Here is a 25,712-nt window from a genome sequence, read left to right on the forward strand (position 1 = left end):
GGAGGCCCCATGCTCGTGCTCGTTATCAACTCCGGCTCGTCGTCGCTGAAGTACCAGGTGCGCGACGTCGATGCCGGCAGTGTGCTTGCCGAAGGACTCGTCGAGGAGATCGGGATGGGCAACGGCGGCGGGGGCGACGGCCGGATCGAAGGCCCCCGGGACCACGCGGAGGCACTGGAGCGTGTGGATGCGAAGATCCACGCGGCCCTCGGCGGCCGGGCGCTCGACGCCGTCGGGCACCGGGTGGTGCACGGCGGGGAACGCTTCGCCGAGCCGGTCCTGGTTACCAACGAAATCATCCGCGCCATCGAGCGGCTTAATCCGCTGGCTCCGCTGCACAACCCGGCGAACGTGCTCGGCATCCGCGCGATCGCGAAGAAATGGCCGGACATACCGCAGGTGGCAGTGTTCGACACCGCGTTCCACCGCACCCTTCCGGAGTACGCTTGGCGCTACGCGGTGCCGGACGAGCTCTACAGCAACCATGGAATCCGCCGCTACGGCTTCCACGGCACCTCGCACGAATACGTCGCGCACCGGGCCGCGGCGCTGCTGGACATCCCGTCCGAGGAGTTCGACGCCGTCATTGCGCATCTGGGCAACGGCGCCTCGGTCGCGGCGATCCGCGGCGGACAGTCCATTGACACCTCCATGGGCTTCACGCCGCTGGAGGGACTGGTGATGGGTACCCGCTCCGGTGACCTGGACCCCTCCATCCTGGTCTTCCTGGGCCGGGCCGGGTGGTCCCCGGAGGATCTGGACGCCATGCTCAACCGGCAGTCCGGGCTCAAGGGCCTGGCCGGCAACAACGATATGCGCTCCGTGGTGGAGGCCGCCGGGGCCGGGGACGCCAAAGCCGCCATGGCCCTCGCCGTCGCCTCCTACCGGCTTGCCAAGTACATCGGCGGCTACCACGTGGCCGTCGGCGGGGCGAAGGCTCTGGTGTTCACGGCCGGGATTGGGGAAAACTCGCATCAGTTCCGCGCCCTGGTGGCGGAGCGGCTGGGCGCCCTGGGCGTTCAGCTCGACGCCGGCCTGAACGGCGAACGCTCCCGGGAGCCCCGGGTCATCTCCTCGACGTCCTCGGCCATTCCCGTACTGGTAGTTCCCACCGATGAGGAGCGTGCCATCGCGGAGGCCACGGCCGCCGTCGTCTCCTCCTCGTCGCCTGCTCGGTGACCTCCCAACTGACTCGCAGCAGGGGCCGTTTTGGGCGCCCATAACGGCCGTAACTGCGAGTCAGTTGGGCGGGTAGCCTTGGGGCCATGACGGAACTGAATCTGCCCCTGCGCACCGAACGGCTGGTCCTGCGCCGCTTCCGGGCCGGGGACCTGGCTGCGTACCACGCCTACCATTCGCTGCCCGAAACCGCCAGGTTCCTGCCGGGGGAGGCGAAGAGCTACACCAAGTCCATGGAGTCCGTGGGCAAATACGCCAATTTCGTCTTCGAGCAGGAGGGCGACTGGATCTGCCTGGCCATCGAGGCTGCGGACTCGCCCGGTTTGCTCGGCGAGGTGGTGCTGAAGTGGTTGCCGGGCCGCGGTCAGGCGGAGATCGGCTGGAGCCTCGCCCCGGCGGCACGGGGCAACGGCATCGCAACCGAAGCGGCACAGGCGCTGCTGAGGCTTGGTTTCGAGGAGCTCGGCTTCCACCGGATCAATGCCAAGCTTGATGCCCTCAACGCGGCCTCCGCTGCGCTGTGCGAACGGCTCGGCATGCGGCTGGAAGCTACGCAGCTGGACAAGTGGCACTACAAGGGGCAGTGGGCCACGGAAGTCGTCTTCGCCATCCTCGCGGACGAGTGGATGTCCCTGCAGCCGGCTTAGGACTCAACGTACTGACGAAGAGGACAGGCTGGGGGAGTCCCCCAACCAGCCCCTCCTATTTCAGTCCGGCGCCCGGGAGGAGCTTCGTGGCGGCCAGGGAGTCGGCAACGAAGGCGTAGTCCCAGGCGCGTTCCTTCCACTGCACGTAGCGGCCCGACGCTCCGCCGTGGCCGCCCTCCATCTCGATCTTCATCACGATCGGCTCGCTGCCGGTGTTCAGTTCGCGCAGCCGCTGCACCCATTTCGCGGGTTCCACGTAGAGCACCCGCGTGTCATTAAACGAGGTGACCGCCGCGATCTTGGGATAGTCCACCGCACGGACATTTTCGTAGGGGGTGTAGGACTTCATGTACGCGTAGACTTCGGGGTCCGTGATCGGGTTGCCCCATTCCTCCCATTCCAGTGCGGAGAGCGGCAGCTCCGGGTCCAGGATGGTAGTCAAGGCGTCCACGAACGGAACGGCCGCGACGATCGCAGCGTACTTCTCCGGCGCCAGGTTGGCGATGGCGCCCATCAGCAGGCCGCCGGCGGAGCCCCCCATCGCCGCGATCCGTGCCGGGTCCACCCAGCCGGACGCTGCCAGCCAGTCAGTGGCCGCGATGAAGTCCGTGAAGGTGTTCTTTTTCTGCAGCTTCTTGCCGTCGTCATACCAGTGCCGGCCCAGTTCCCCGCCGCCGCGGACGTGCGCGATTACAAAGACGATGCCCCGGTCCAACAGGGAGAGCCGGGGGATGCCGAAGCCGGGGTCCATGCTCATCTCGTAGGAGCCGTAGCCGTAGACCAGGCCTGCCGCCGTCGAATCCTGCTGCACGGCGGCATGGCGCAGCACTGACAGCGGGATCCTGGTCCCGTCCGCAGCCACCGCCCATTCGCGGGTGGCAACGTAGTCCGCGGCGTTGTAGCCGCCCAGGACCGGGCTTTCCTTGCGTAGCAGGAGTACGCCTGCGGGCTGTTCCGCGGTGGGCAGGACAAAGTCGTAGACCCGGGACGGCGTGAAATAGGAGGTGTAGCCCATCCGGATGACGGGGGCCTCGTAGTCCGAACCGGCAACCCCCGCGGTGTAGAGCTCTTCCTCGAAGCCGGGTTCCACCGCCGCGCCCTGCTCCGGCGTTCCGAGCCCGGCCAGCGGCAGTACCTGCACCCGCTCGATCGTGTCCTTGCGGACGGAGACCACCAGGTGCGTGGACGTGACGCCGGCACCGTTGACTCGCACCTCGTCGGAGTGCTCGACGACGGTGGTCCAGGCCTGCTCGGCGAGCGGCTTGGCAAGTTCGGCCGGATCCACCAGCGAGACCATGGAATTGATGGCGTCCCGGTTGTGGGTGAGCAGGATGGTTTCGGCACCGGCCAGCAGGAAGGGTTCGGCCTCGTAGAGGATGCGTTCGTCCCGGGAGATTACCGTGCTGAGCCCGGCCTCGGGTGCGTCGAAGCGCAGCAGCCGGGTTTCGCTGAACTCTGAGCAGCCGATACCCAGCACCAGATGGCGCCGGTCGGCGGAGAGCTCGAAGCCCAGCCACATGGCGACGTCGTCCTCCTGGTAGATGACTTTGTCCGATGTGACGGGCGTGCCGAGCACATGCGACTTCACCTGGTACGGCCGCCAGGAATCATCTGTCACGGTGTAGAAGATCCGGGTACCGTCGGGGGAGAAGGAAATGCCGTAGAAGATGTTCTCGATCAGATCGGGGAGCAGCTCCCCGGTTTGCAGGTCCTTGATGCGCAGCGTGAACCGCTCGTCCCCGGCGTTGTCCACCGCGTAGGCGTAGAGATTCCCGTCAAGGGTCACTGCGGCCCCGCCGACGGCGAAGAACGGCTGGCCCGCTGCTTCGGCGTTGCCGTCCAGCAGGACTTCCTCGCCCGGAATGTCGACGCCGACCTCGACGGCGGGGGGAGTCCAGTCAGCGACGCGGTCCCCGGTGTCCTGGGCCCGTACCCGGCACTGGATGCCGTATTCCTGGCCCTCCACCGAACGGGTGTAATACCACCAGCCGTCCTTGCGGTTGGGGACGGATAGGTCCGTCTCCTGGGTGCGGCCCTTGATCTCGGCGAAGATGGCCGCGCGCAGCGGTTCCTGGTGGGCAGTCATGGCCTCCTGGTAATCGTTCTCAGCCTGGAGCAGTTCCACGACCTCGGTGGATTCCTTGTTTCGCAGCCACTCGTAGTTGTCCTCGAAGGCATCGCCGTGGCGGGTGCGGACGGCGGGGACTTTTTTGGCAACGGGGGCTTGCGGGGACGGCTGCGCCGGAGTCGTGGTCATGGCTCCAATCTACCGTCCGGCAGCACTGTCACTGCTGCGGCCCGGTCACCGCGGCGGGTGCTTCAGTTCCCGTTCTGAAGATTGTTGGCGGCAATGTACCCGGGCAGGGTCCCGGAGGTCAGTGCTGCCGAGACGGCGGCCGTGGCAGCGGGGTCCTGCAGGACGATGGATTGGCCGTCACTGCTGGTTCCAACGCCGGCGGTGGGCAGGGTAAAGAACACACCGTTGCCTGGTGCCGTGCTTCGCAGGCTGGAGGCGAGCCGCTCCAGCGTTTCCAGCGTGAGTCCCGGGTCGACGGTGATGTGCGGGAGGACCGTCGCCACGAGTTGCTTCACGGTGTTGGCGTCCGAGAGCCCGCCTTCGGCCGCCATTTTGGCCAGCACGGCCTTCAGGAACGTCTGCTGGTTCCGGACCCTCTGGTAGTCGCCGTCGGCGAAGGCATGGCGCTCGCGGACAAAGGCCAGGGCCTGCGGTCCGTTCAGTCTGTTCACACCCGCCGGAAAGTCCACGAAGTCGTCGATGGTGCCGGTGAAGGGCTGCTTGATGTCGACGTCGACGCCGCCGAGGGCGTCCGTCAGGGCCGCGAAACCCTGGAAATCCAGCATAAGGCTGTGGTCCACGCGCTGGCCCAGCAGGGATTCCACCGTCTGTGTCATCAGCGGCACCCCGCCCAGTTCGAGTCCGGCGTTGATCTTTGCTGCCCCGTAGCCCGGGATATCGACCCAGAGGTCGCGCATGATGGAGATGCCGTAGACACTTTGCCGGTCGGCCGGGAGATGGATAAAGACCAGCGCGTCACCGCGCTGGTCCGAGGCGGCGCCGGAGGCCGCGATGGCCCGCTCGTTCACCCGGCTGTCGCTGCCGATCAGCAGGATGTTCAGCGCGGCGGGCGGCGGATCCGGCGTCGGGGCTGGGGTGGCGGCGGGCGATTGCTGCGCTGCCGGGGACGTTTGCACCGGGGCTGCGGTTTCGGTGCGGGGCATGTTCAGGAGCAGCGCCGCGGCGGCGACGGCGAGGACCGCCAGGCCGGCAATGAGGGCGATGATAACTGTCCGGCGCCGATGCGCCACGCCCGGTGCCGTGGCTTTGGCTGCTTCTGCCGGTTCCGGCTCCGTTCCCATGGCCGGACACTACCACCGTAAGCGATCGACCGGGAGCAACCGACGGCGCCGGGTTCAGCCGTGGGCTGCCGGGTTCAGCCGTGCTGCCGGGCGAACCGCAGGATGGTGCGGATGGCCGGGGAAAGTTCATCCTCCATTTGGCGGTAGATTTCCGGCCCGCGCCGGTAGGGGTCCACCACGTCATTGTCGGCCGGTTCCGGGGCTTGCGCGAGATGCCGGACAGCGGCCGCGCGGGCCGGGAGATCACGCCAGAACGCGGCTGTGTCGCCTGCCGGGGCAGGGATGCCACGGTCCTCAAGCGCTTCGAGCATCCGGGCAAATTCGCGGATGGTGAAGGTGCGCTTTAGCAGGGCGGCGTCCAGATGGATGACTTCGCCGCGGTGCTGTGCCGACATCGCCAGCACCAGATCTGCTTGCCGCAGGATCTCCGGGGTCAGCTGACGGGCCGCGAACCCGTCCGGCGTGCCGCCGTAGCTTGTGATGATGTCTTGGGACAGCGGCTGGATCGGATCGCCCGCCATGGCCCGAGTTCCAGCGCTCCGCACCTCAAAAGCCCCGGGCTGCACCTGGTTCAGTCCGGTTTGGAGCAGGCGTTCGGCAACGGGGGACCGGCAGATGTTGCCGGTGCACACGGTAAGGATCCGAATGGGTAACGACGGCGAACCATCGCTAGTTTCCGGCTCCGAGGCCTTGGGCAGCAACATAGTCTCCGAGTCTATCGTTGCTGAGGGCGGCCTTGATCTCCTCGATGGCGGACGGATCAGGCAGGACAATGGACTGCCCGTCTGCCGACGTGCCGGTCCCGGCCGTGGGCAGGGTAAACATGGCGATGTCCTGGCGGTGGACGTCCCGGAGGCTGACGGCCAGGCGGCCGGCTTCGACCAGGTCCAGGGCAGGCGCCACGCTCACGAAGGGGGCGACGGCGCTAAGCGCGTGTTCGAGGGTGAGCGGGCGTTGGACGGTGCCGGCGTCCAGGGTTTTGCCGATGACGGCGGCCAGGAGCAACTGCTGGTTGCGGACCCGCTGGTAGTCGCCGTCGGCGAAGGCATAACGCTCGCGGACAAAAGCCAGGGCTCGGGCGCCATCGAGGGTGTTCGCGCCCGCATTAAAGACATATTCGCTCTTGGCCCTCGTCCCGGTGAACGGCACCTTGACGTCCACGGTGACCCCGCCAATGGCGTCGACGAGTCCCTGGAATCCTTCAAAGTCAATCCGTACCACTTGATCGATCCGCTGCTGCAGCAAGGATTCCACTGTCTGCACCACCAGGGGGACGCCGCCGAAGGCCAGGGCGGCATTGATCTTGGCTTCGCCGTGCCCGGGGATGGTCGTCCAGAGGTCGCGCATGATCGAAATGCTGTAGATATGGGCGCGGTCAGCCGGGATATGAACCAGCATCAGCGTGTCGGAGCGTTGGTTCGAGGGTGCTCCGGCCACCGCCTCGGCAGCCGCGCCGCCGGAAGCATCGCGGCTGTCGCTGCCCATCACCAGGATATTTATGGGTTTCGCGGAGCCGGCCGGCACCGCCTGGGCCCGGACCCGGACGGCCTCCGCCGGGAACGCGTTTTTGATCTCCCGGGTCTGGGATGCGAAAATCTGGGCCATCGAAAAGACGTAGGCTCCCATCGAACCGGGGACCGCGAGCACAAGGGCCAGCAGCACGCCCAGCAGGATCCGGCGGCCGCGTTTGCCGTGAACTGTCCTGGCCGCCCGGTCGCGGCGCGCCGCCCCCGGCGGCGTTCCGTTTCCTGACGATTCCTTCCGATCCACTTCCCCGTGATTCGACATTAGAGTCTCCTGAGTTCGGTGCAGCGTCCGGCGGAGAGCGCCGGGAGACCTCGCTGCAGTCGATGGTGCAGACGGTACGCTCCGGAACTTGGGTTTTCCTGCAGTCGTGGTGGAGCTCCAGTGCTTGACGCATCTCCGGCCTTCCGCATATCCTGAACGAACGGTCGGTAATTATTTATCGGAAAATGCATAGGAGCAACCATGGCAGCGCAGACCCTGCAGTCAGTGCCCGGAGAGCCAACAGCGGCACGGCACGAACAGAGCCTCGAAGATGTGGCCCGGCGTGACGCTGAAGGCCAGGCATACTTCGACAAAGTCATGGCTGACGATTCGCGGATCGAGCCCCGCGACTGGATGCCCCCGGCATACCGCAAGACCCTGCTTCGCCAGATTTCTCAGCACGCGCACTCGGAGATCATCGGCATGCAGCCGGAAGCCAACTGGATCTCCCGCGCCCCCAGCCTCAAGCGCAAGGCCATCCTGATGGCCAAGGTCCAGGACGAGGCCGGCCACGGACTGTACCTGTACTCCGCCGCCGAGACCCTCGGCCAGCCGCGCGATGAGATGAACCAGGCGCTGATGGACGGCAAAGCCAAGTACTCCTCCATCTTCAACTACCCCGCCCGCACCTGGGCGGACATGGGCGCCATCGGCTGGATGGTCGACGGCGCCGCTATCGCCAACCAGGTGCCGCTCTGCCGCGCCTCCTTCGGCCCCTACGGCCGCGCCATGGTCCGCGTCTGCAAGGAAGAATCCTTCCACCAGCGCCAGGGCTTCGAGATCCTGCTGGAACTTTCCCACGGCACGCCGGCGCAGAAGCAGATGGCCCAGGACGCGGTCAACCGCTGGTACGCCCCGGCCCTGATGATGTTCGGCCCGCCGGATGACGACTCGCCCAACTCCAAGCAGTCCATGGCCTGGAACATCAAGCGCTTCAGCAACGACGAACTGCGCAACCGTTTCGTCGGAATGATGATGGAGCAGGTCAAGGTCCTGGAGCTCACCCTCCCGGACAAGGACATCCGTTTCAACGAAGAAACCAAGAAATGGGAGCACGGTCCGCTGGACTGGGATGAATTCCACGAGATCCTCGCCGGCCGCGGCCCCTGCAACGCCCAGCGCCTGGAACGGCGCCGGGAAGCACACAACAACGGCACCTGGGTGCGCGAAGCCGCCGCGGCCTACGCTGAAAAGCAGAGCCGCAAGCAAGCAGAGAAGGAATCCGCAGCATGACAACTCCCGAACCGCACGCAGGCAACGTCTGGCCCATCTGGGAGGTTTTTGTCCGCTCCAGCCGCGGCCTCTCCCACGTCCACGCCGGCTCCCTGCACGCGCCGGACGCCGCCATGGCGCTGCGCAATGCCCGAGACCTCTACACCCGCCGCAACGAGGGGGTGTCCATCTGGGTTGTCCCGGCGGACGCGATCGCCTCGTCCGATCCTGACGCCAAGGGCTCCTTTTTCGAGTCTCCCCAGGGCAAGGACTACCGGCACGCGACGTACTACACCAAGAGCGAGGGCGTGAAGCACCTGTGAGCACCTCACCTGAAACTGCCGCAGCGGCAGCACCCGCAGCAGCGGAAACGGCCGGTCACGGGGACATCTCCGTCGGCGTCAACGGCTCCGGCAACAGTGGCGAGGCCACGGCCAGCGCTACCCGGATCACCCCCGGCAATGCCCTCCGTCCGGAGGACATCGCCCTTGCCGTAAGCCAGGGAACCGCGAAGCCGAGCGCTGACGCCGCCGAGTTCGCCCTGCGGCTGGGCGATGACGCCCTGGTCCTCGCGCAGCGGCTGGGCCACTGGATCTCCCGCGCCCCGGAGCTCGAGGAAGACATCGCCCTGGGCAACATCGCCCTGGACCAGCTGGGGCACGCCCGGTCCTTCCTCAGCTATGCCGGCGGATTAGACGGTCGAAGCGAAGATGACCTCGCCTACTTTCGCCGCGAGCCGGAGTTCCGGTCCGTCGAAATCTTTGAACTTCCGAATGGCGACTTTGCCGTCACCATCGCCCGCCAGCTCGTGGTCAGCTACTACCAGTTCGAACTCTACCGCCGGCTGGCCGCCTCCACCGACACCACCCTGGCCGGGATCGCCGCCAAAGCGGTCAAGGAAGTGGATTATCACCGCGACCACAGCGCCCAGTGGGTGCTGCGCCTGGCCCAGGGCACTGACGAGTCCCGCGCGAAGATTATCCACGCCTTCAAGGTCATCTGGCCCTACGTCGACGAGCTCTTCCGCGACGACGAACTCACCGCCCGCCTGGCCGGGTGCGGTGCCGCCGTCGAGCCCTCCAGCCTGCGCGCCGATTTCGACCGCCTTACCGGCGAGGTCCTGGCCGCAGCCGAACTGGACGTTCCCGCGGTTCAGCCGGCCCCCGGCGGCGGACGCCGGGGACTGCACTCCGAACATCTCGGCTACCTCTTAGCCGAGATGCAGGTACTCGCCCGCGAGTACCCCGGGGCAAGCTGGTAACCACGATGGACATGTACGTCAGCCACCCCACGGCAGCCGACGGCCGCCCTGCGGCCCCGCGGACGCCCGAGCAGAAGGCCTGGGAACTCGCGGCCACGGTCTGCGACCCGGAAATCCCGGTCCTGACGATCGAGGACCTGGGGATCCTGCGCAAGGTCAGGATCTACGACGACGGCGGGATGGTCCCCGCCGTGCAGGTCACGATCACGCCGACCTACTCGGGCTGCCCCGCCATGGACGCCATCCGCGATGACCTCACGGCGGCCTTCAAACGGGAAGGCTACCCCAGCGTCAACGTCGACATGGTCCTCTCCCCGGCATGGAGTACTGACTGGATGAGCGAGGCCGGCAAAGCCAAGCTGCAGGAGTATGGCATCGCGCCGCCGTCGGGCCGCTCTGCCGCCCTCCGGCACGCCGGCCCGGTCCGGTTGTCCCTCGCCGTCAAGTGCCCGCAGTGTTCGTCGCTGAACACCAAGGAACTCACCCGCTTCGGTTCCACCTCCTGCAAGGCGCTGTACGTCTGCCAGGACTGCAAGGAACCCTTCGACTACTTCAAAGTCATCTAAGGAAACGCCATGATTGTTCTCCGACAGACCGCCGCTGAAACGGCCGCAGCCACCGGCCGCCGTCGTGCGTCCTTCCACCCGCTGGCCGTGGATGAGGTCCGCCGGCTCACCGATGATGCGATCGAGGTGACCTTCGGCGTTCCGGCCGAACTCGCGGGCCAGTTCGATTACCTCCCGGGCCAGTACGTTGCCCTGCGCACTACCCTCCCGGATAAGTCCGGCGAGCCGAAGGAAGTCCGGCGCAGCTACTCGATTTGCGCCGAGCCGAGGAGCTTTGCGGACGGCAGCAGCGAGATCCGGGTAGCGATCAAGAAGGACCTGGGCGGGCAGTTCTCCACCTGGGCGAACGCCGAGCTCACGGCCGGGGACGTGCTGGACGTGATGAGCCCGATGGGTGCGTTTGTGTCCCGGCACGGCCGGGACGGCAAAGAGCAGAACCTGATGAACTCGATGAACCATCCGGAGGACATGGCCAGCGAGCTCGCGGGGGAGCCCGGCTCTTTCGTCGCGATCGCCGCCGGTTCCGGGATTACCCCGGTGATCGCGATTGCCCGCACGCTGCTCGCCGCACATCCCGAAACCCGCTTTGACCTGGTCTACGCCAACAAGGCCGCGATGGATGTGATGTTCCTGGAGGAACTCGCCGACCTGAAGGACAAGTACCCGGCCCGGCTCGCGTTGCACCACGTGCTCTCCCGGGAACAGCGGATCGCCCCGCTGCTCAGCGGCCGGATCGACGCGGAAAAGCTGCAGGCCCTGCTGGGGACCGCCATCCACGCCGAGGACGTCGACGAGTGGTTCCTGTGCGGCCCGTTCGAACTCGTGCAACTGTGCCGGGATACCCTGGCCGAGCGCGGCGTCGACCCGGAACAGGTCCGCTTCGAACTGTTCAGCACCGGTAAGCCGGACCGTCCCGAAGGCAATGCCGGCCGCCCGGTGATTGTGGACGAATCCCAGTCCACGTTCAAGATCACCTTCAAGCTGGACGGCCTCCAGGGCGAGGTGGCCAGCCCGACCCACGCCCGTGAATCCATCCTGAACGCGGCGCTCCGCGTCCGCCCGGACGTACCTTTCGCGTGTGCCGGCGGCGTCTGTGGAACCTGCCGTGCCAAGGTAGTCACCGGTGCCGTCACAATGGATGAGAATTACGCGCTGGAGCAGGACGAACTGGACAAGGGCTACGTGCTCACCTGCCAATCCCACCCCACGACGCCGGAAGTCACCGTCGACTTCGACGTCTAACGAACCAACCCCGACTCCCGCCCCGACCCCAGGAGCCCCATGATTTCCCTCTCCATCGCCGACGGCATCGCCGAGATCGTCCTGAACGCCCCCTACAAGCTCAACGCGCTGGACGAGCAGGCGCTGCGGGATCTGTCTCAGGCGTACGACGACGCCGCTGCCGCAGCCGCCCGCGGAGAGGTGCGTGCGCTGCTCCTGAGGGGAGAGGGACGGGCCTTCTGCGCGGGCCGGGACATCGCCGGCGTGACGCCGGAAACGGATGACGTCCAGGGCTATCTCGGCGGGTTGCTGCAGCCGCTTCTGAAGAAGATGTCCGCCTTTCCGGCGCCCACCTTCGCGGCAGCCCAAGGAGCCTGCCTGGGGGTAGGGCTGGGCCTGCTGCTGGCCACTGACGTGGTGTACGTGGCGGAGAACGCCAAATTCGGCTCCCCGTTCGCGAACCTCGGTGCCACCCTCGATTCGGGTGGCCACTGGTACTTCACCGAACGCCTCGGTATGCACCGGACGCTGGACCTGATCTATACGGCGGAGCTGATGAGCGGTGCCGACGCCGTGGCGCAGGGAATGTTCTCCCGGGCCATGCCCGCAGCTGACCTCCTGGCGGACACCCGCGCCATCGTGGCGAAGGCCGCCACCGGCGCCACCAGTGCCTTCACCGCCAGCAAGGACCTCGTGGCGCACATCCGGGACCAGCGGCTGGGCCTGTGGGAGTCCATGGCAGAGGAAAACGCCGAGCAGGCACGGCTCTGCAACACCGCGGACTACACTGAGGGGTTCCTGGCGTTCCAGGAGAAGCGGACGCCGGTTTTCAAGGGGTAAAAACGACTGTCGCCGGGCGACCGGCCCGGCTGCTTCTCTTTATCGAAGTTATTCTCATTTCGAAGGTGTCCTTGTAGGGTTCGGTTATGACTTTGGGGAAACCGGTAACTAAGGCTGTCATTCCTGCCGCCGGACTGGGAACACGCTTTCTGCCCGCCACCAAAGCCATGCCGAAGGAAATGCTCCCAGTAGTCGACCAGCCGGCCATCCAGTACGTCGTGGAGGAAGCCGTCCGCGCCGGGCTGACGGACCTGCTGATGATTACCGGCCGGCAGAAGCGCGCCCTCGAGGACCACTTTGACCGGGAGCCCAGCCTGGAACGTGCCCTGGAACTAAAGGGTGACCGGGAGAAACTGGCGGCCGTCCAGCACGCATCCGCCCTGGGGCCGCTTTACTATGTGCGCCAGGGAGACCCGCGGGGACTCGGCCACGCCGTCCTGTGTGCCCGTCAGCATATCGGCGCGGAGCCCTTCGCCGTGCTGCTGGGCGATGATTTGATTGACGAACGCGATGAGTTGCTGAGCACCATGATCGAGGTGCAGGCCCGGACGGGCGGCTCGGTGGTTGCCCTGATCGAGGTGGATCCCGCCGAAATCAGCGCTTACGGCTGCGCAGACGTCTCGGTCATCGCCGGCGAAGACCATGTGCGGGTTAACCGGCTGGTGGAAAAACCCTCGATCGCCGATGCGCCCTCCAACCTTGCCGTGATCGGCCGCTACGTCCTGCACCCGGCGGTGTTTGACGTGCTGGAGGAAACAGGACCCGGCCGCGGCGGAGAAATCCAGCTCACGGACGCGCTGCAGACGTTGGCCACCTCAAACTGCGAGGGCGGCGGGGTCAGCGGAGTGGTCTTCAAGGGCCGCCGCTATGACACCGGCGACAAGCTCAGCTACCTGAAGGCGGTCATCTCGATTGCCTCGGAACGGGTCGAATTCGGCGAGGAGCTCAAAGCCTGGATGAAGGCCTTCGTCAACTGAAACCGCAACGCCTGGCTACCGCGTATCGACATCCTCAAACACCAAAAACGTCTGTGTGTCCAGCACCCCTGGCATGGACTGCAGCTGGTCGAAGATCACCCGGCGCAGATCGATATTGTCCACGGCGCGCACCAGCAGGATGACATCGAAGTCGCCACCCACCAAGGCGATGTGGTGCACCTCTGGAATGGCGCGCAGCAGTTCCCGCAGTTCCCGCCAGGAATGCTGGCGGACCTTCAGGGTGACGTAGGCCGAGGACTTCAGGCCGGCCTTAATCGGGTCGACCAGTGCCGTGAACTTGGTCAGCACACCCTCGCCGGTCAGCCGGGCAATCCGTGTGTAGGCGTGGGCCCGGGAGATGTGGACATTCTCCGCGACCTGCGTGACGGACATCCGCCCGTCCCTGGTCAGTTCCGCGATGATGTTCCGGTCCACATCATCCAAGGGCACCGCGGCCTGGTCCGCCCCGTCCTCTGCCATTTGTCCACAACCCCCGCCGGTAATCCAGCTCACATCTACGATTTGTCTTCTAGAGTAAGGCAATTCTCTGGACTTCTCCACGATTTCCGCGAGAGCTGGATACGAAACATCGCCCAGCCCCATACTTGGAGTGAATAGTGGCTACAGAAGGACGGACCAATGACGATCTCCGCAGACCACCCTGCGCAGCCCGCAGCGCAGGACCAGATGGCAGGCGCGGCCAATGAGGCCGTGCGCAAGTTCGGCATCACGGTCGAGGACTACATGCTGCCCGCCCGGCACCAGATCCAAATGGTGGGTCCGGACGGCACACTGAACCCCCACACCGAGCAAGGCACCCAGCCCGGCCACGAGTACAGCCTGCCGGGCGAGGCGGAACTGCTGGCCGCTTACGAGCAGCTCGTCGTCGGGCGCCGCGTCAACGATCAGAACTCAGCCCTCGTCCGGCAGGGCAGGATGGCCGTCTACCCCTCCAGTCACGGCCAGGAGGCCTGCCAGGTCGCAGCGGCACTCTGCCTGTCCGACGGCGACTGGATGTTCCCCACCTATCGTGACTCCGTGGCCGTGATGGCACGCGGTGTGGATCCCGTCCAGACCATGACGCTGTTCCGCGGCGACTGGCACGGCGGCTACAACCCCGCCGAGCACAAGGTCGGTATCCAGTGCACCCCGCTGACCACCCAGCTCCTGCACGGCGTCGGCGTCGCCCACGCCGCCAAACTCCGCGGCGAGGACACCGTTGTCCTGGCCATGTGCGGGGACGGCGCCACCAGCGAAGGCGACTTCCACGAGGCACTGAACTTCGCGGCCGTCTTCCACCTGCCGGTTGTGTTCTTCGTCCAGAACAACCAGTACGCGATCTCCGTGCCGCTCGCGCACCAGTCGGTTGCACCGTCGCTCGCCCACAAGGCCGTGGGTTACGGGATGGCCGGCGAACGGGTGGACGGCAACGACGTCGTGGCCCTCCTCGCGGTGCTGGGCCGGGCGGTCAAGCTGGCCCGGGAAGGCTCCGGACCGCTGCTTGTCGAGGCCCACACGTACCGGATGCAGGCCCACACCAACGCCGACGACGCCACCCGCTACCGGCAGGACAGCGAGGTCGCCGAATGGGTGGCGAAAGACCCGCTGAGCCGGATGAAGACCTACCTGACGGACCGGGGACTGCTCGATGACGGCCGCACCGCCGCTATTGCAGAGAAGGCCGAAGCCGTTGCCACGCAGCTGCGCGAAGGACTCAGCGAGGAGGTCCCCGTCGATCCGCAGGACCTGTTCAAATACGTCTTCTCTACTCCCACTCCCCAGTTGAAGGAGCAGTCCGCAATGCTCGCCGACGAACTCGCCCGGGACGCCGCATCAGCGACGGAGGCCGCGAAATGAGCCCCACCATCACCACCTCGTCCGAGGCGAACGGCAACGTCAGCGCCGCGACCGCTCAGGCCGCGGAAACGGCAGCGGTCAAGGCCGAGCAGACCGGCCCGCAGACCATTACCCTGGCCAAGGCACTGAATGCCGCCATGGCCGACGCCATGCACGCCGACGCCTCGGTCCTGGTCTTCGGCGAGGACGTTGGTATGCTCGGCGGCGTCTTCCGCATCACCGACGGTCTGACCAAAACCTTCGGCAGGAGCCGCTGCTTCGACACCCCGCTGGCCGAGTCCGGCATTGTCGGCATGGCCGTGGGCATGGCGATGAACGGCATGCGCCCGGTCATCGAGATGCAGTTCGACGCCTTCGCCTACCCGGCGTTCGAACAGATCGTCAGCCACGTTGCCAAGATGCACAACCGCACCAAGGGCGGCGTGAAGCTGCCCATGGTCATCCGGGTTCCCTACGCCGGCGGCATCGGGGGAGTGGAGCACCACTGTGATTCCTCCGAGGCCTACTACGCCCACACCGCCGGGCTTAAGGTCTTCACCCCGGCCACTGTGGCGGACGGCTACCGGATGCTCCGCGAGGCCATCGATTCCGATGATCCGGTGATGTTTATGGAGCCGAAGAAGCTCTACTGGTCCAAGGACCAGGTGGACCTGGACGCGCTCCGGGCCGAACATGCCGCGAACACCGAACGCGGCACGTCCTCGGAAGGCCGCGCCGCCGTCGCCCGCCCCGGCACCGACGCGACGCTGATCGCGTATGGACCGTCCGTCCCGACGGCGCTGGCTGCTGCTGCCGCCGCCGCCGAGGAAGGCCGCTCGCTGGAAGTGATCGACGTCCGCTCGATTGTGCCCTTCGACGACGAGACGGTCTGCGCCTCGGTCCGCAAGACCGGCCGCGCGGTGGTTATCGCCGAAGCGCACGGCTTCGCCTCGGTGGCCTCCGAGATCGTGGCCCGGGTCCAGGAACGCTGTTTCCACCACCTCGCCGCGCCGATCCGCCGGGTCACGGGCTTTGATGTGCCGTACCCGGCGCCCAAGCTTGAGCACTACTACCTGCCCGGCGTGGACCGTATCCTCGACGCCGTTGACGACCTCCAGTGGGAGAACTGACCATGAGCGAACCGAAAGTATTCCTCCTCCCGGACCTTGGTGAGGGCCTCACCGAAGCCGAACTGGTCAGCTGGCTCGTGAAGGTGGGCGACGATATCCGCGTCGACCAGCCGATCGCCGAAGTGGAGACGGCCAAGTCCATGGTCGAGGTGCCCTCCCCTTACGCCGGCACCGTCGCCGTGCTGCACGGCGAGCCGGGCCAGACGCTCGACGTCGGGAAGCCGCTGATCTCGGTGATGCCGGTTGGTGCGGCTCCCGCGGTTGAGTCTGCCGCAGCCACGGTGGCTGAGCCGGCCGCAACCCAAGATGCCGCGGCAGAGACCTACCGCGAGGAGGAGAAGGCCGGGTCCGGGAATGTCCTCATTGGCTACGGGACTCCGGGCGGGCATGGGGTTGCCCGGCGGACCCGGGCATCCAAGCGGGCTGTGGCGCAGGTGCCTGAGGCCGAGAAGGCTGCCGATGATCTGTTGCTTATGCGGACCCGGGTCCCCGGGAAGCTGGGGGCTGTGATTTCTCCGCTGGTCCGGCGGATGGCTCGGGACCATGGGGTTGATTTGGGGGATCTCCAAGGCTCGGGAGCCAGCGGGCTTATTATGCGCCGCGACGTTGAGGCGTTCATCAAGCCGGCGCCTGCGGTTGAGCCTGCCGGAACCAGCCCGGTCGAAACGCCCGCGGTAGCAACGGATGTGGCTGCCGCGATCACGGACACGGATGCCCGCACGGGGCTTGGGATCTCCGGCCGCACGGCTGTCCGCGGCGTGCGCAAGGCCGTCGCGGCGAACATGGCGCGCAGCCGGTCCGAGATCCCGGAGGCCACGGTCTGGGTCGATGTCGACGCCACGGCGCTGGTGGAGCTGCGCGCCGCGCTGAAGAACGCCGACCCGGACCACACCCCGGGCTTGCTGGCGTTCATTGCCCGCTTTGTTACTGCCGGCCTCAAGAAGTTTCCGGAGTTGAACTCCCGGATCGTCAGCGCCGGGGACACCGCCGGTGGGGCCGGCCAGGAGATCGTGGCCTTCGACGGCGTCAACCTCGGTTTCGCGGCCCAGACCGACCGCGGCCTGATGGTGCCGTCCGTGCGCAACGCAGACAAACTCAGCGCCCGCGAACTGGACGCCGAAATCCGGCGGCTCACCGGCGTCGTCCGCGAGGGCAAGGCAACCCCCGCGGAACTGGGCAGCGGCACGTTCACGCTGAACAACTACGGCGTCTTTGGGGTCGACGGCTCGGCCGCGATCATCAACCACCCCGAGGTAGGCATCCTCGGCGTCGGGCGGATCATCGACAAGCCCTGGGTAGTTAACGGCGAACTCGCCGTGCGCAAGGTCACCGAGCTGACGCTCACCTTCGACCACCGCGTCTGCGACGGCGGAACCGCCGGCGGCTTCCTGCGTTTTGTGGCCGACGCGATCGAGAACCCGGGGTCGGTACTGGCCGACTTTTGAGGAACGGGGGACCCGGACCAGCGCCTGCCGGAGGCGCTGGTCCGGGGGCAAGCGGCCGCTGGCGGCCGGACTAGCGCACAGTTGCCCGCCTGATGTCCTGGCCCGGCGGCACTTTGGACAGCAAGGTCCGCGCTGCCATTTGCGCCATCTTCCGTGTTGCCGGGGAAAGATAGGCGCCCTCCCGTTGGACAAGGGCAATTGTGTCGAACAATGGTTCTGCAAAAGGGACAGCGTGAACGTTTTTCGGAAAACCCGGCGCGCTAACCAATGCGTGGGGGACAAAACTGTCGGCCGCGCCGGCGGCAACCAGGCCCAGGGCGGTATCGACATGTTCCACCTCGATTGCCGCATCGATTTTCAGCCCCTTGAGCCGGGCACGCTCCAAAATCTGCCGCCGGGTGGGATCGCGCCAGCCGGCAAAGGCGTCATAGAGCACCAGCTTCGACTCGGCGAATTCCTCAATGGTCACGGGGCCGCGCGATGGATTACGGGTAGCCGACACGTAAAAAACTTCGTCACGAAAAAGCGGCCTGACCTGAAGGCCGGCCTCTGCAACCGGCAGGACGATCAGCCCGGCCTCAATTTCGCCGGAGGCCACCGACTCGGCCACTGCCAAGGAGTTCAGTCCGATGAGGCGCACCTTCACCTTGGGGTAGCGCCGGTGAAACCGCTGCACCAGGTCGGCCAGGTCGTAGTACGCGCCGTAACGCAGAACGCCGAACGTGCAGACGCCCCCTTCCAGCGAAGACATGGATTTCAGTGCCTCCACGCCGTTGTCGAAAGAGGTGACGGACTGCAACGCATGCACCTGCAGTTCAACGGCAGCCGTCGTGGGAAGAAGGCGCCGCCCGCCCCGAATGAAGAGGCTGTGCTCAAGCTCGTGTTCCAGCCTGCTGATGAGCTCGGAGACGGAAGCCTGGCTTGTTTCCAGCTTTCGTGCCGCGGCGGTGAAAGAACCGAGCTCATAGGCGGCGAGGAAGGCCCGTAGTTGCGCAAGGGTCATGGGCCCACTCTAGTCAGCGAGCGGAATGCGGGGGTTTTGTGGCGCCGGGAGATACCACCGCGGGTCTGTTGCCTGCGTGAAACACAAGCCGCCAGCCATCGGGTCACCCTATGGCTGGCACTCGTTAGCGTCCCGTTGTGCGATAGGAACGGACTGAGTAGCTCGGACCTATGCAGATATCCAGCCGTGATGCGGCTCACATACAGGGCAGTTTCCTGGTCCTGAAGAGCCCGGCCATTGGCGGCGTTCCCGCCCAGCGGCTTCCCGACGTCGTGGAGACGGTGTCCGCGATGCTCGCTGACATTGAGGCCAACGGAATGGACGCCGTGCTTAAGTACGCTCGGCACCTCGACGGATGGCAGGGCTCCAACCTTGAACTTAGCCAGGCCGCTCTGGCTAAAACCGGCGACGGGCTCTCTACGGAACTGCGGGAGGCCCTGGTGGCCAGCGCAGAGCGGACCCGGCTATTTGCGGTGGAGCAGCGCGAACACCTCAGTGATTTTGAAACCGAGCTGCTCCCCGGCGTTTTTGTCGGCCAGAAGTACGTCCCCGTGGGGCGCGTTGGAGCGTATCTCCCCGCGGGAAGGTTCCCCATCCTGGCCAGTGCCTTTATGACGGTTGGGGTCGCCAAGGCGGCCGGCGTTCGCAACGTCGTGGCCTGCACCCCGCCTGCCGGGCCCGACGGCGGGAACCCCGCCGTCCTCTATGCCGCCTATCTGGCCGGCGTGGACCGGGCCTTCGCCCTCGGGGGTGTGCAAGCCATGGCCGCCATGGCCTTCGGGCTCCTGGACGAACAGCCAGCGGACATACTTGTCGGTGCCGGCAACGCCTACGTCACCGAGGCCAAGCGGCAACTCTTCGGTCGAGTCGGTATTGACCTGCTGGCGGGCCCGTCGGAAGTCGCCGTGATCGCCGACGAAACCGCCGACGCAGAGCTGGTTGCCGCCGATCTCCTCGGCCAGGCCGAACATGGCCCGCAGTCACCGGCGTCCCTGGTCACCACCTCACGCGAGCTGGGCGAAGAGGTGATCCGGCAGATCGACAAACAACTGCAGACGCTGGCCACCCGCGACATCGCCGGGCCGGCCTGGCGGGACTACGGCACCGTCTACGTGGCTGAAGACCGGGCAACGGCGGTGGAGATTATGGACCTCCTGGCGCCGGAGCACCTGGAAATCCAGACCGCCGACGACGCGTACTATCACGGGAACCTGCGCAACTACGGCTCCATCTTCCTGGGGCCATGGTCCACCGTGGCCTACTCGGACAAGGGCTCGTCCGGCACAAACCACGTACTTCCCACCGGCGGCGGTGCCCGGTCATCCGCCGGGCTCTCCGTGGCGCGCTTCCTCAAACCGCTCACTTTCCAGCGGGTCGAAAAAGACGCAACCCCGCGTCTGGCCAACTACGTCACAACGATTTCGGACGCCGAAGGCATGGCAGCCCACAAGGCCACCGCCACACTCCGCCTCGACCGCTTCATCCGATAGACAACAATCTCTAACAAAGGCCCGTCATGACTAAGACAAAAACGCTCCGCACCCGTTTCGCCGCCCTCGTGCCGATGGGTGTTGCAGTCGCCCTGGCCATGACCGCCTGCGGCTCAACAGGCGGCGCAAGCAGCGGGGGTGGCGCCGACCAAAAGACCATCACCATCGCGACGTCCAACGATGCGCCATTCTCTTTTACCGACCAGGCCAGCGGTGAGCTCAAAGGCATCGATGGGGACATGATCAATGCCATCGCCGAAGCCAAAGGCTGGAAGGTCAAGGTCTTCACCTCCGAGTTCGCTACGCTGATCGCGGCGCTTAATGCCAAGAAGGCGGACGTGATCGTCGACGCCATGTACATCACCGATGACCGCAAGAAACAAATCAACTTCACCGATCCCTGGTACACCGAGGGTGAAGCCATGGTGGTCCCCTCCGATTCAACCCTGACCTCACGCGACGATGTAAAGGGAAAGGTCCTCGGCGCCCAGACCGGCACCGTATTCAAGGACCTGGTGGACAGCCTCGGTGGCAGCCAGGTTAAGCTTTTCGACTCGCAGGCAGCCCTGCTCGCCGCCGTGGAGAACAAGCAGGTTGATGCTGTTTTCACCGACAGTGCAGTGATCGGCTACAGCCTGGTCCAGAAGCCGAACCCGAAGCTGAAGCTCGTCTCCCCGTACAAGCCGTTCTACCCGGGCATCATCGGCGCCGGCGTCCGCAAGGATGATACCCAGTTGCTGGCGGACCTGAATTCCGGACTGGCAGATCTCAAGAAGACCCCCAAGTACCTTGAGATCCTCAAGAAGTACGGCCTGGACGACTCGAACATGAGCAAATAACTTTCAGAATCACGCAGGGGCGGCGGCATCCCCAACACTGCCCGCCGCCCCTGGCCGACCCTCATTTAGGGATTCCAAGTGGACTTTATTAACAACACCTTCGCCGTGTTCCCAGCCCTCCTTCAGGCGGTTCCCGTTGTCATTCAACTGGCCCTCGGCGCCATGGTCCTGGCCCTCGTGCTCGGCCTGCTGGTGGCCCTGGCACGCATTTCCTCGCTCAAGATCCTTCGCGCTATCGCCACCGTCTACCTCGAGGTCATCCGCGGCACTCCGCTGCTGGTCCAGCTGGTCTACATCTTCTTTGTGCTCCCCAGCATCGGCGTCAGCATTGAGCCCGTGCCGGCCGGCATCCTCGGACTTGGGCTGAACTACGCTGCCTACCTGTCCGAGGTTTTCCGGTCCGCGATCCTGTCCGTGGAGCACGGCCAGACCGAGGCTGCGCTGTCCCTTGGGTACACCCCCAGCAAAACGCTGTGGAAGGTGGTTATTCCCCAGTCTTTCGTGGTCTCCATGGGGCCGATCGGCAACTACTTCATCGCCATGATCAAGGACACGGCACTGACCTCGGTGATTGCAGTGACCGAGATCCTGAAGACGGCCAACATCCTCAACAGCCAGACCTTCCAGACCACGGCCATCTACACCGCCGCGGCCATACTTTATCTGATTATCAGCCTTCCACTCTCGCGCGTTGTGGTAGTGCTTGAACGAAAGGCACGGGCCAATGGCTGACGAGACCATTATTGATGTCCGGGACGTCCACAAGACCTTCGTCTCGGAGACCAAGCCGAACCTGTGGCAGCGGCTCAGGGGCAAGCCCCACGTGCAGAAAAGGGTCGAAGTGCTCAAGGGCGTGGATCTCGTGGTTCACCGCGGCGAGACGATCGCCATCCTGGGGTCAAGTGGATCCGGCAAAAGTACCTTGCTGCGCTGCATGAATAAGCTCGAGACGATTGATGCCGGCCGTATCTACGTCAACGGACACCTGATCGGCTACGACGAACGCAACGGGGAACTGGTCGCCGAGAAAGCATCCATCACGGCCCAAAAACGGACCGACATTGGCTTCGTATTCCAGCATTTCAACCTGTTCCTGAACAAGACGGCCTTGGGAAATGTCATGGCGCCCCTCCGGGACGTCAAGAAGCTCTCAGCGGTCGAGGCCCGGGCGATCGCTGTCCCCAACCTGGAAATGGTGGGTCTGGGCGAGAAGATGGACAACTATCCCAGCAAGCTTTCAGGCGGCCAGAAGCAGCGGGTTGCGATTGCCCGTGCCCTCGCCATGGATCCTGCCGTGATGCTCTTCGATGAGCCGACCTCGGCGCTGGATCCCGAGCTGGTGGGTGAGGTCCTCGCTGTCATCAAGAAGATCGCCCAGCAGGGAACCACCATGGTGATCGTGACCCACGAGATGCAATTCGCCCGGGACATTGCGGACCGAATTGTCGTGATGGACCAGGGCGTCATCGTGGAGGAGGGGCCGCCGGCCCGTATTTTCACTGACCCGCAACATCCGAAAACCCGGGCGCTCCTGAGCCGCTCGGGCATCCTGCCAGCCTAGGCACTGCCCGCAGCGGGGCAGGCGAACACCCGGGAGCGGGTACGTTTCCCGGGCATCCGCCTGCCCAGCTGCGGGACAAGGCCTTCATTCCCGGCCCCCGTTCAGGCTCCGTGGGTAGAATCGGGGGCAGAACATCGCACCAACGACGCCGGAACACCGCGGAATACGGAGATTTAATGTCACGATGGCTCGAGGCTGGCCCGGACAACTACGTCCTGACCACCCAAGGTTCCCTGCTCAACACAGGCCTGGTGGTCGGCTCCGAACGAGCCCTGGTGATCGACACCGGCAGCGGACCCCGGCAGGGACGCGAGATCCTTGACGCCGTGCGGGAAAAGACACAGTTGCCGCTTGTTGTTGTCAACACGCACGCCCATCATGATCACTTCTTCGGCAACGCCGTGTTCGCCGAAGCTGGCGCGACAGAGTTCTGGGCGCATGAGAACTGTGCTGCGGAAATCGCCGAGAACGGCGGCAGCCAGCGCCGCGCGGTTGTTGCCGGCGAGCCGGAAATGGCTGCCGGCGAGGGCGGCAACACCGAAATCGTCGTTCCCAACGCCATCGTTAAGGATCAGCCGGTCCTGCTGGACCTCGGCGGCCAAAGCGTTACGTTCTTCTACCTCGGGTGCGGTCATACGGACGGCGACCTGCTGGTGGGAACGGCCACCACACTTTACGCCGGTGACCTTGTGGAGCACGGCTCGCAGCCTTCTTTTGAGGATTCCTACCCGGAGGAGTGGGCCGACGCCCTCCGCCATCTCTCGGCGCTGCGCCACCGCTATGAGTTCCTGATCCCTGGCCACGGCGAGCCGTGCAGCGACCAGTTCGTCAAGACCATGGCCAACACCATGACCACGGCGGTGCGGCAGGCCACCCAGGCGACCCGGGAGACGCCGGACGACGCCACCAAGGCCATCCCCATCCTGCCCTACGGGCCGGTGCAGTCCCGCTGGTTCATCAGGCGCCTGCAGGAGACCCGGGCGCGCCGCTGAGCCTGCTGCCCGGGACCGCTATTGGCAGGGGCACCCGGGACAGCGCCTAGAATTGGGGTTGAACCAATTCAAACGAGCACCGCAGCGGTCTGCGCTGTGAGTCCCAGGGGGGACCAATATGCCCGATCCGGTGGACAACAACACAGCCAAGGCCGGCGCGCAGGTAGAACAACCCGAACTTCGTCGCCGGCGTGACCGCCGCCGCGGCGGGGACTCCGACGCCCGGACAGGAACCATGCCAATCACCACCTCTGACCCCGTCGAGAGCGAAGCGGCCCGTCCGCTGCGCCGTAATTCCTGGGCTGAGGCCGCGGAAGCGGCCGACGAACGACAAGCCGCCACGGTTGCCGTTCCCGTCATCCGGGAGGTCCCCTCCGCGCCCGAGCCGCCAGCAGTCCCGCCGGCGTCGGCCGCCTCCGATGCCAACCCGCCGGCAGATCCGGACGGCGAGGCGTTGGAAGACCCGGCGTCCGAGCCGCGCTCCTTCCCCGCGTCGCGCCGGTCGGCGTTTCCGGCGGCGCCGGAAGGTGCCCCTGCCGTGCCGGCCCTCCCCAGCCGGGCCACTCGCTCTGCCAGCCGGGCTGCCGCCCTGAGCGCGCCCGCCCCCGATTTCATTAGTTCCCCGGGGCTCTTTGTCCGCGAGCAGAAGCCACGCCCGGTCGGCGGACTCCGCGGTGCCCTCTACGCCCTGACCGGCGGCGGCGTGAACCTGGGTCCGAGCGCACGCCAGCGCGAAGAAGACGAGCTGGCGAGGCGCATCTCCCGGCAGCTCCAGGGCAGTTACAACACGGCCGTCCTGAGCCTGAAGGGCGGCATCGGCAAGACCTCCACGACCGTGGGCGTCGGGCTGACCCTGGCTGAGTTCCGCGGCGACCCGCCGTGTGCCATCGACGCCAACCCTGACTCCGGGGACCTCGTGGAGCGCGCCCTCGGCGAGGGCATCTATCAGCAGCAGAGCCCGCGAACCATCACAGACCTGCTGAAGAACATCGAATCAATTGATTCCCTCACGGCCCTGGCCCGGTACATGCATCATGCGGGCCGGTTGCACCTGATTGCCGGTGAACAGGACCCCGAGGTTTCCGACTCCCTGACCGCCGAGGAATACCTGCAGATCCGCAAACTCATCTCCGGGTACTACTCGGTGGCCCTGACCGACTGCGGAACCGGCGTCACGCACAACGCCATGAGCGGCATCCTGCAGTCGGCGGACAACCTGATCATCGCGGCAGGCTACGCCGTCAGCGGCGCCAAGCGCGCGCGCAGCACCCTGCACTGGCTCGCCGACCACGGCTACGAAGAACTGGCCCGCAACGCCATCGTGGTCATCACGGACAAGGACGAGGTCTCCTCCCGGGTAGACAAGGACGCGATCGAGGACCACCTGTCCGGCATTTGCCGCCAGCTGATCGCCGTGCCGCATGATCGCGGCGTGGCCGACGGCGACCTTGTCACCCTCGATGTGCTCCGCCCGGAAACCCGGCGCGCTTACCGTGAAATCGCTGCGGCAATCGTGGACGGCTACCTCTAGGCTTTGGACGGCGGGGCCAGCTAAGTTGTTTCGCCCCGGGGACCGGCTTAGATTGAGGCATGACTAACAACGTCGGGGACGAAGCCGCCCTGCAGCTGCAGGACCTTCTGATGGGAACGGAGAACGTCGAGGATTTCCTCGGCCGCCTCGCGGAATTCTCGGCGGCCACACTCAGCCACGCCGCAGGCGCCGGGATCGAATGCGGCGTGACACTGCAGCGCCGCAAGAAGACCATGACGGTGGCGGGGAGCAGCCCCCGGGCGGTGGTCCTGGACCGGATCGAACAAAGCATGGGCGATGGCCCGTGCATCGAAGCCCTGCGGACACGCTCCGTGACTCTGCTGGCCGACGTCGCCACCGATCCGCGGTGGCCCGGCTACCAGCTGGAGCTCGCGGCGCAAGGCTGCCGCAGTGTCCTGGGGGTGCCCCTGGAAATCGGCGAGGATGCGGCTGCCGCCCTGAACTTCTTCGGCTCAAGTACCGGGCTTTTCACGGCGGAAATTATTGCCGAAGCGTCCGGCTTCGCCGACCTCGCCGGCCGCTCCCTCCGCTTGGCTGTCCGGATCGGCACGGCGCAGTCCCGGGCCGAGGACCTCAAAGCCGCCATGGAGCACCGCACCTCCATCGATCTCGCCTGCGGCGTCGTGATGGCCCAGAACCGCTGTTCCCAGGAGGAAGCGATGGGCATCCTGACCAAGGTTTCCAGCAACCGGAACCAGAAGCTCCGCGACATCGCGGCCGGGGTGCTCCGGAACCTCACCGGCGGGGAAGTCCGAACCCACTTCGAGGCCTGAGCTGCCAGGACCGCAGCCAGTC

Annotated in this window: 25 protein-coding genes; 19 read left to right on the forward strand and 6 right to left on the reverse strand. The window is 65.9% G+C overall.

Annotation, left to right across the window (positions count from 1 at the left end):
• Nucleotides 1-9: 9 nt before the first annotated feature.
• Together QMG72_RS07760 and QMG72_RS07765 are read left to right on the forward strand one after the other, a co-directional pair.
• A complete protein-coding gene (locus QMG72_RS07760) occupies nt 10-1,179 on the forward strand; it encodes an acetate kinase (RefSeq protein ID WP_282358609.1) in 1,170 nt (389 codons plus the stop codon).
• An 86-nt stretch (nt 1,180-1,265) separates the two neighbouring features.
• A complete protein-coding gene (locus QMG72_RS07765) occupies nt 1,266-1,826 on the forward strand; it encodes a GNAT family N-acetyltransferase (RefSeq protein WP_283480199.1) in 561 nt (186 codons plus the stop codon).
• A gap of 55 nt (nt 1,827-1,881) precedes the next feature.
• Here the strand turns inward: QMG72_RS07765 and QMG72_RS07770 are convergent, their stop codons facing one another.
• From QMG72_RS07770 to QMG72_RS07785, 4 genes are all read right to left on the reverse strand, one after another.
• Nucleotides 1,882-4,083: a S9 family peptidase gene (locus QMG72_RS07770; protein ID WP_226773537.1), complete on the reverse strand. Its 2,202-nt coding sequence runs from the start codon at nt 4,081-4,083 to the stop codon at nt 1,882-1,884.
• A 62-nt stretch (nt 4,084-4,145) separates the two neighbouring features.
• Nucleotides 4,146-5,204, reverse strand: coding sequence for an LCP family protein (locus QMG72_RS07775; RefSeq protein WP_282358606.1), 1,059 nt, complete (start codon nt 5,202-5,204; stop codon nt 4,146-4,148).
• 74 nt (nt 5,205-5,278) lie between these two features.
• Nucleotides 5,279-5,908, reverse strand: a complete 630-nt coding sequence (locus tag QMG72_RS07780; protein ID WP_282358605.1) for an arsenate reductase/protein-tyrosine-phosphatase family protein — start codon at nt 5,906-5,908, stop codon at nt 5,279-5,281.
• Nucleotides 5,874-6,992 carry an LCP family protein gene (locus tag QMG72_RS07785; protein ID WP_226773534.1) on the reverse strand — a complete coding sequence of 373 codons (1,119 nt, stop codon included), beginning with the start codon at nt 6,990-6,992 and terminating at the stop codon, nt 5,874-5,876. The genes QMG72_RS07780 and QMG72_RS07785 overlap by 35 nt, the downstream gene beginning before the upstream one ends.
• Before the next feature lie 201 nt (nt 6,993-7,193).
• Here QMG72_RS07785 and paaA point away from each other — a divergent pair, with 201 nt between their 5' ends.
• The 7 genes from paaA to galU all read left to right on the forward strand — a co-directional run bounded on the left by paaA (nt 7,194) and on the right by galU (nt 13,069).
• The gene (gene paaA / locus QMG72_RS07790) at nt 7,194-8,225 is read left to right on the forward strand and encodes a 1,2-phenylacetyl-CoA epoxidase subunit PaaA (protein WP_226773533.1); all 1,032 of its coding nucleotides are present in this window, start codon (nt 7,194-7,196) and stop codon (nt 8,223-8,225) included.
• Nucleotides 8,222-8,527 (forward strand): 1,2-phenylacetyl-CoA epoxidase subunit PaaB, encoded by a 306-nt coding sequence (gene paaB, locus QMG72_RS07795; protein ID WP_024367847.1) that lies wholly within the window; start codon nt 8,222-8,224, stop codon nt 8,525-8,527. The genes paaA and paaB overlap by 4 nt, the downstream gene beginning before the upstream one ends.
• Entirely contained in the window at nt 8,524-9,465 is a 942-nt protein-coding gene (paaC, locus tag QMG72_RS07800) for a 1,2-phenylacetyl-CoA epoxidase subunit PaaC (protein ID WP_283480201.1), read from the forward strand. Before paaB ends, paaC begins: the two co-directional genes overlap by 4 nt.
• A gap of 11 nt (nt 9,466-9,476) precedes the next feature.
• Nucleotides 9,477-10,031, forward strand: a complete 555-nt coding sequence (paaD, locus tag QMG72_RS07805) for a 1,2-phenylacetyl-CoA epoxidase subunit PaaD (RefSeq protein ID WP_226773539.1) — start codon at nt 9,477-9,479, stop codon at nt 10,029-10,031.
• Between the two features lie 9 nt (nt 10,032-10,040).
• Entirely contained in the window at nt 10,041-11,273 is a 1,233-nt protein-coding gene (gene paaE, locus QMG72_RS07810) for a 1,2-phenylacetyl-CoA epoxidase subunit PaaE (RefSeq protein ID WP_283480203.1), read from the forward strand.
• A 39-nt stretch (nt 11,274-11,312) separates the two neighbouring features.
• The gene (locus QMG72_RS07815; RefSeq protein WP_283480204.1) at nt 11,313-12,092 is read left to right on the forward strand and encodes an enoyl-CoA hydratase/isomerase family protein; all 780 of its coding nucleotides are present in this window, start codon (nt 11,313-11,315) and stop codon (nt 12,090-12,092) included.
• A gap of 86 nt (nt 12,093-12,178) precedes the next feature.
• On the forward strand, nt 12,179-13,069 hold the full coding sequence (gene galU, locus QMG72_RS07820) for a UTP--glucose-1-phosphate uridylyltransferase GalU (protein WP_282358597.1): 891 nt from the start codon (nt 12,179-12,181) through the stop codon (nt 13,067-13,069).
• A gap of 15 nt (nt 13,070-13,084) precedes the next feature.
• Here galU and QMG72_RS07825 read toward each other — a convergent pair whose 3' ends face one another.
• Entirely contained in the window at nt 13,085-13,549 is a 465-nt protein-coding gene (locus QMG72_RS07825; protein WP_226775729.1) for an Lrp/AsnC family transcriptional regulator, read from the reverse strand.
• A 159-nt stretch (nt 13,550-13,708) separates the two neighbouring features.
• Between QMG72_RS07825 and pdhA the strand changes: the two genes are divergently transcribed.
• Genes pdhA through QMG72_RS07840 form a run of 3 tightly spaced genes read left to right on the forward strand, consistent with a single transcriptional unit; the run spans nt 13,709 to nt 17,480 of the window.
• Nucleotides 13,709-14,926 carry a pyruvate dehydrogenase (acetyl-transferring) E1 component subunit alpha gene (gene pdhA / locus QMG72_RS07830; protein ID WP_282358593.1) on the forward strand — a complete coding sequence of 406 codons (1,218 nt, stop codon included), beginning with the start codon at nt 13,709-13,711 and terminating at the stop codon, nt 14,924-14,926.
• Nucleotides 14,923-16,035, forward strand: a complete 1,113-nt coding sequence (locus QMG72_RS07835) for an alpha-ketoacid dehydrogenase subunit beta (RefSeq protein WP_226775727.1) — start codon at nt 14,923-14,925, stop codon at nt 16,033-16,035. Before pdhA ends, QMG72_RS07835 begins: the two co-directional genes overlap by 4 nt.
• 2 nt (nt 16,036-16,037) lie before the next feature.
• Nucleotides 16,038-17,480, forward strand: coding sequence for a dihydrolipoamide acetyltransferase family protein (locus QMG72_RS07840; RefSeq protein WP_283480207.1), 1,443 nt, complete (start codon nt 16,038-16,040; stop codon nt 17,478-17,480).
• Nucleotides 17,481-17,550: 70 nt separating this feature from the next.
• Here the strand turns inward: QMG72_RS07840 and QMG72_RS07845 are convergent, their stop codons facing one another.
• Nucleotides 17,551-18,483, reverse strand: coding sequence for a LysR family transcriptional regulator (locus QMG72_RS07845; RefSeq protein ID WP_226775725.1), 933 nt, complete (start codon nt 18,481-18,483; stop codon nt 17,551-17,553).
• A gap of 170 nt (nt 18,484-18,653) precedes the next feature.
• Here QMG72_RS07845 and hisD point away from each other — a divergent pair, with 170 nt between their 5' ends.
• The 7 genes from hisD to QMG72_RS07880 all read left to right on the forward strand — a co-directional run bounded on the left by hisD (nt 18,654) and on the right by QMG72_RS07880 (nt 25,690).
• On the forward strand, nt 18,654-19,973 hold the full coding sequence (hisD, locus tag QMG72_RS07850) for a histidinol dehydrogenase (RefSeq protein ID WP_283480208.1): 1,320 nt from the start codon (nt 18,654-18,656) through the stop codon (nt 19,971-19,973).
• Nucleotides 19,974-19,999: 26 nt separating this feature from the next.
• On the forward strand, nt 20,000-20,812 hold the full coding sequence (locus tag QMG72_RS07855) for an ABC transporter substrate-binding protein (protein ID WP_226775723.1): 813 nt from the start codon (nt 20,000-20,002) through the stop codon (nt 20,810-20,812).
• A 78-nt stretch (nt 20,813-20,890) separates the two neighbouring features.
• Nucleotides 20,891-21,544 (forward strand): amino acid ABC transporter permease, encoded by a 654-nt coding sequence (locus tag QMG72_RS07860; protein WP_226775722.1) that lies wholly within the window; start codon nt 20,891-20,893, stop codon nt 21,542-21,544.
• A complete protein-coding gene (locus QMG72_RS07865) occupies nt 21,537-22,373 on the forward strand; it encodes an amino acid ABC transporter ATP-binding protein (protein WP_226775721.1) in 837 nt (278 codons plus the stop codon). The genes QMG72_RS07860 and QMG72_RS07865 overlap by 8 nt, the downstream gene beginning before the upstream one ends.
• 176 nt (nt 22,374-22,549) lie before the next feature.
• Nucleotides 22,550-23,365, forward strand: a complete 816-nt coding sequence (locus QMG72_RS07870; RefSeq protein ID WP_226775720.1) for an MBL fold metallo-hydrolase — start codon at nt 22,550-22,552, stop codon at nt 23,363-23,365.
• Nucleotides 23,366-23,483: 118 nt separating this feature from the next.
• A complete protein-coding gene (locus QMG72_RS07875; RefSeq protein ID WP_226775719.1) occupies nt 23,484-24,896 on the forward strand; it encodes a MinD/ParA family ATP-binding protein in 1,413 nt (470 codons plus the stop codon).
• Nucleotides 24,897-24,955: 59 nt separating this feature from the next.
• A complete protein-coding gene (locus QMG72_RS07880) occupies nt 24,956-25,690 on the forward strand; it encodes a GAF and ANTAR domain-containing protein (protein WP_226775718.1) in 735 nt (244 codons plus the stop codon).
• Nucleotides 25,691-25,712 lie beyond the last annotated feature (22 nt).

This window comes from Pseudarthrobacter sp. PH31-O2, from assembly GCF_030063265.1.
Taxonomy (GTDB): domain Bacteria; phylum Actinomycetota; class Actinomycetes; order Actinomycetales; family Micrococcaceae; genus Arthrobacter.

Coding starts and splice junctions, on each gene's coding strand:
- QMG72_RS07760 (WP_282358609.1), top strand. CDS start 10: ATGCTCGTGCTCGTTATCAACTCCGGCTCGTCGTCGCTGAAGTACCAG.
- QMG72_RS07765 (WP_283480199.1), top strand. CDS start 1,266: ATGACGGAACTGAATCTGCCCCTGCGCACCGAACGGCTGGTCCTGCGC.
- QMG72_RS07770 (WP_226773537.1), bottom strand. CDS start 4,083: ATGACCACGACTCCGGCGCAGCCGTCCCCGCAAGCCCCCGTTGCCAAA.
- QMG72_RS07775 (WP_282358606.1), bottom strand. CDS start 5,204: ATGGGAACGGAGCCGGAACCGGCAGAAGCAGCCAAAGCCACGGCACCG.
- QMG72_RS07780 (WP_282358605.1), bottom strand. CDS start 5,908: ATGTTGCTGCCCAAGGCCTCGGAGCCGGAAACTAGCGATGGTTCGCCG.
- QMG72_RS07785 (WP_226773534.1), bottom strand. CDS start 6,992: ATGTCGAATCACGGGGAAGTGGATCGGAAGGAATCGTCAGGAAACGGA.
- paaA (WP_226773533.1), top strand. CDS start 7,194: ATGGCAGCGCAGACCCTGCAGTCAGTGCCCGGAGAGCCAACAGCGGCA.
- paaB (WP_024367847.1), top strand. CDS start 8,222: ATGACAACTCCCGAACCGCACGCAGGCAACGTCTGGCCCATCTGGGAG.
- paaD (WP_226773539.1), top strand. CDS start 9,477: ATGTACGTCAGCCACCCCACGGCAGCCGACGGCCGCCCTGCGGCCCCG.
- paaE (WP_283480203.1), top strand. CDS start 10,041: ATGATTGTTCTCCGACAGACCGCCGCTGAAACGGCCGCAGCCACCGGC.
- QMG72_RS07815 (WP_283480204.1), top strand. CDS start 11,313: ATGATTTCCCTCTCCATCGCCGACGGCATCGCCGAGATCGTCCTGAAC.
- galU (WP_282358597.1), top strand. CDS start 12,179: ATGACTTTGGGGAAACCGGTAACTAAGGCTGTCATTCCTGCCGCCGGA.
- QMG72_RS07825 (WP_226775729.1), bottom strand. CDS start 13,549: ATGGCAGAGGACGGGGCGGACCAGGCCGCGGTGCCCTTGGATGATGTG.
- pdhA (WP_282358593.1), top strand. CDS start 13,709: ATGACGATCTCCGCAGACCACCCTGCGCAGCCCGCAGCGCAGGACCAG.
- QMG72_RS07835 (WP_226775727.1), top strand. CDS start 14,923: ATGAGCCCCACCATCACCACCTCGTCCGAGGCGAACGGCAACGTCAGC.
- QMG72_RS07840 (WP_283480207.1), top strand. CDS start 16,038: ATGAGCGAACCGAAAGTATTCCTCCTCCCGGACCTTGGTGAGGGCCTC.
- QMG72_RS07845 (WP_226775725.1), bottom strand. CDS start 18,483: ATGACCCTTGCGCAACTACGGGCCTTCCTCGCCGCCTATGAGCTCGGT.
- hisD (WP_283480208.1), top strand. CDS start 18,654: ATGCAGATATCCAGCCGTGATGCGGCTCACATACAGGGCAGTTTCCTG.
- QMG72_RS07855 (WP_226775723.1), top strand. CDS start 20,000: ATGACTAAGACAAAAACGCTCCGCACCCGTTTCGCCGCCCTCGTGCCG.
- QMG72_RS07865 (WP_226775721.1), top strand. CDS start 21,537: ATGGCTGACGAGACCATTATTGATGTCCGGGACGTCCACAAGACCTTC.
- QMG72_RS07870 (WP_226775720.1), top strand. CDS start 22,550: ATGTCACGATGGCTCGAGGCTGGCCCGGACAACTACGTCCTGACCACC.
- QMG72_RS07875 (WP_226775719.1), top strand. CDS start 23,484: ATGCCCGATCCGGTGGACAACAACACAGCCAAGGCCGGCGCGCAGGTA.
- QMG72_RS07880 (WP_226775718.1), top strand. CDS start 24,956: ATGACTAACAACGTCGGGGACGAAGCCGCCCTGCAGCTGCAGGACCTT.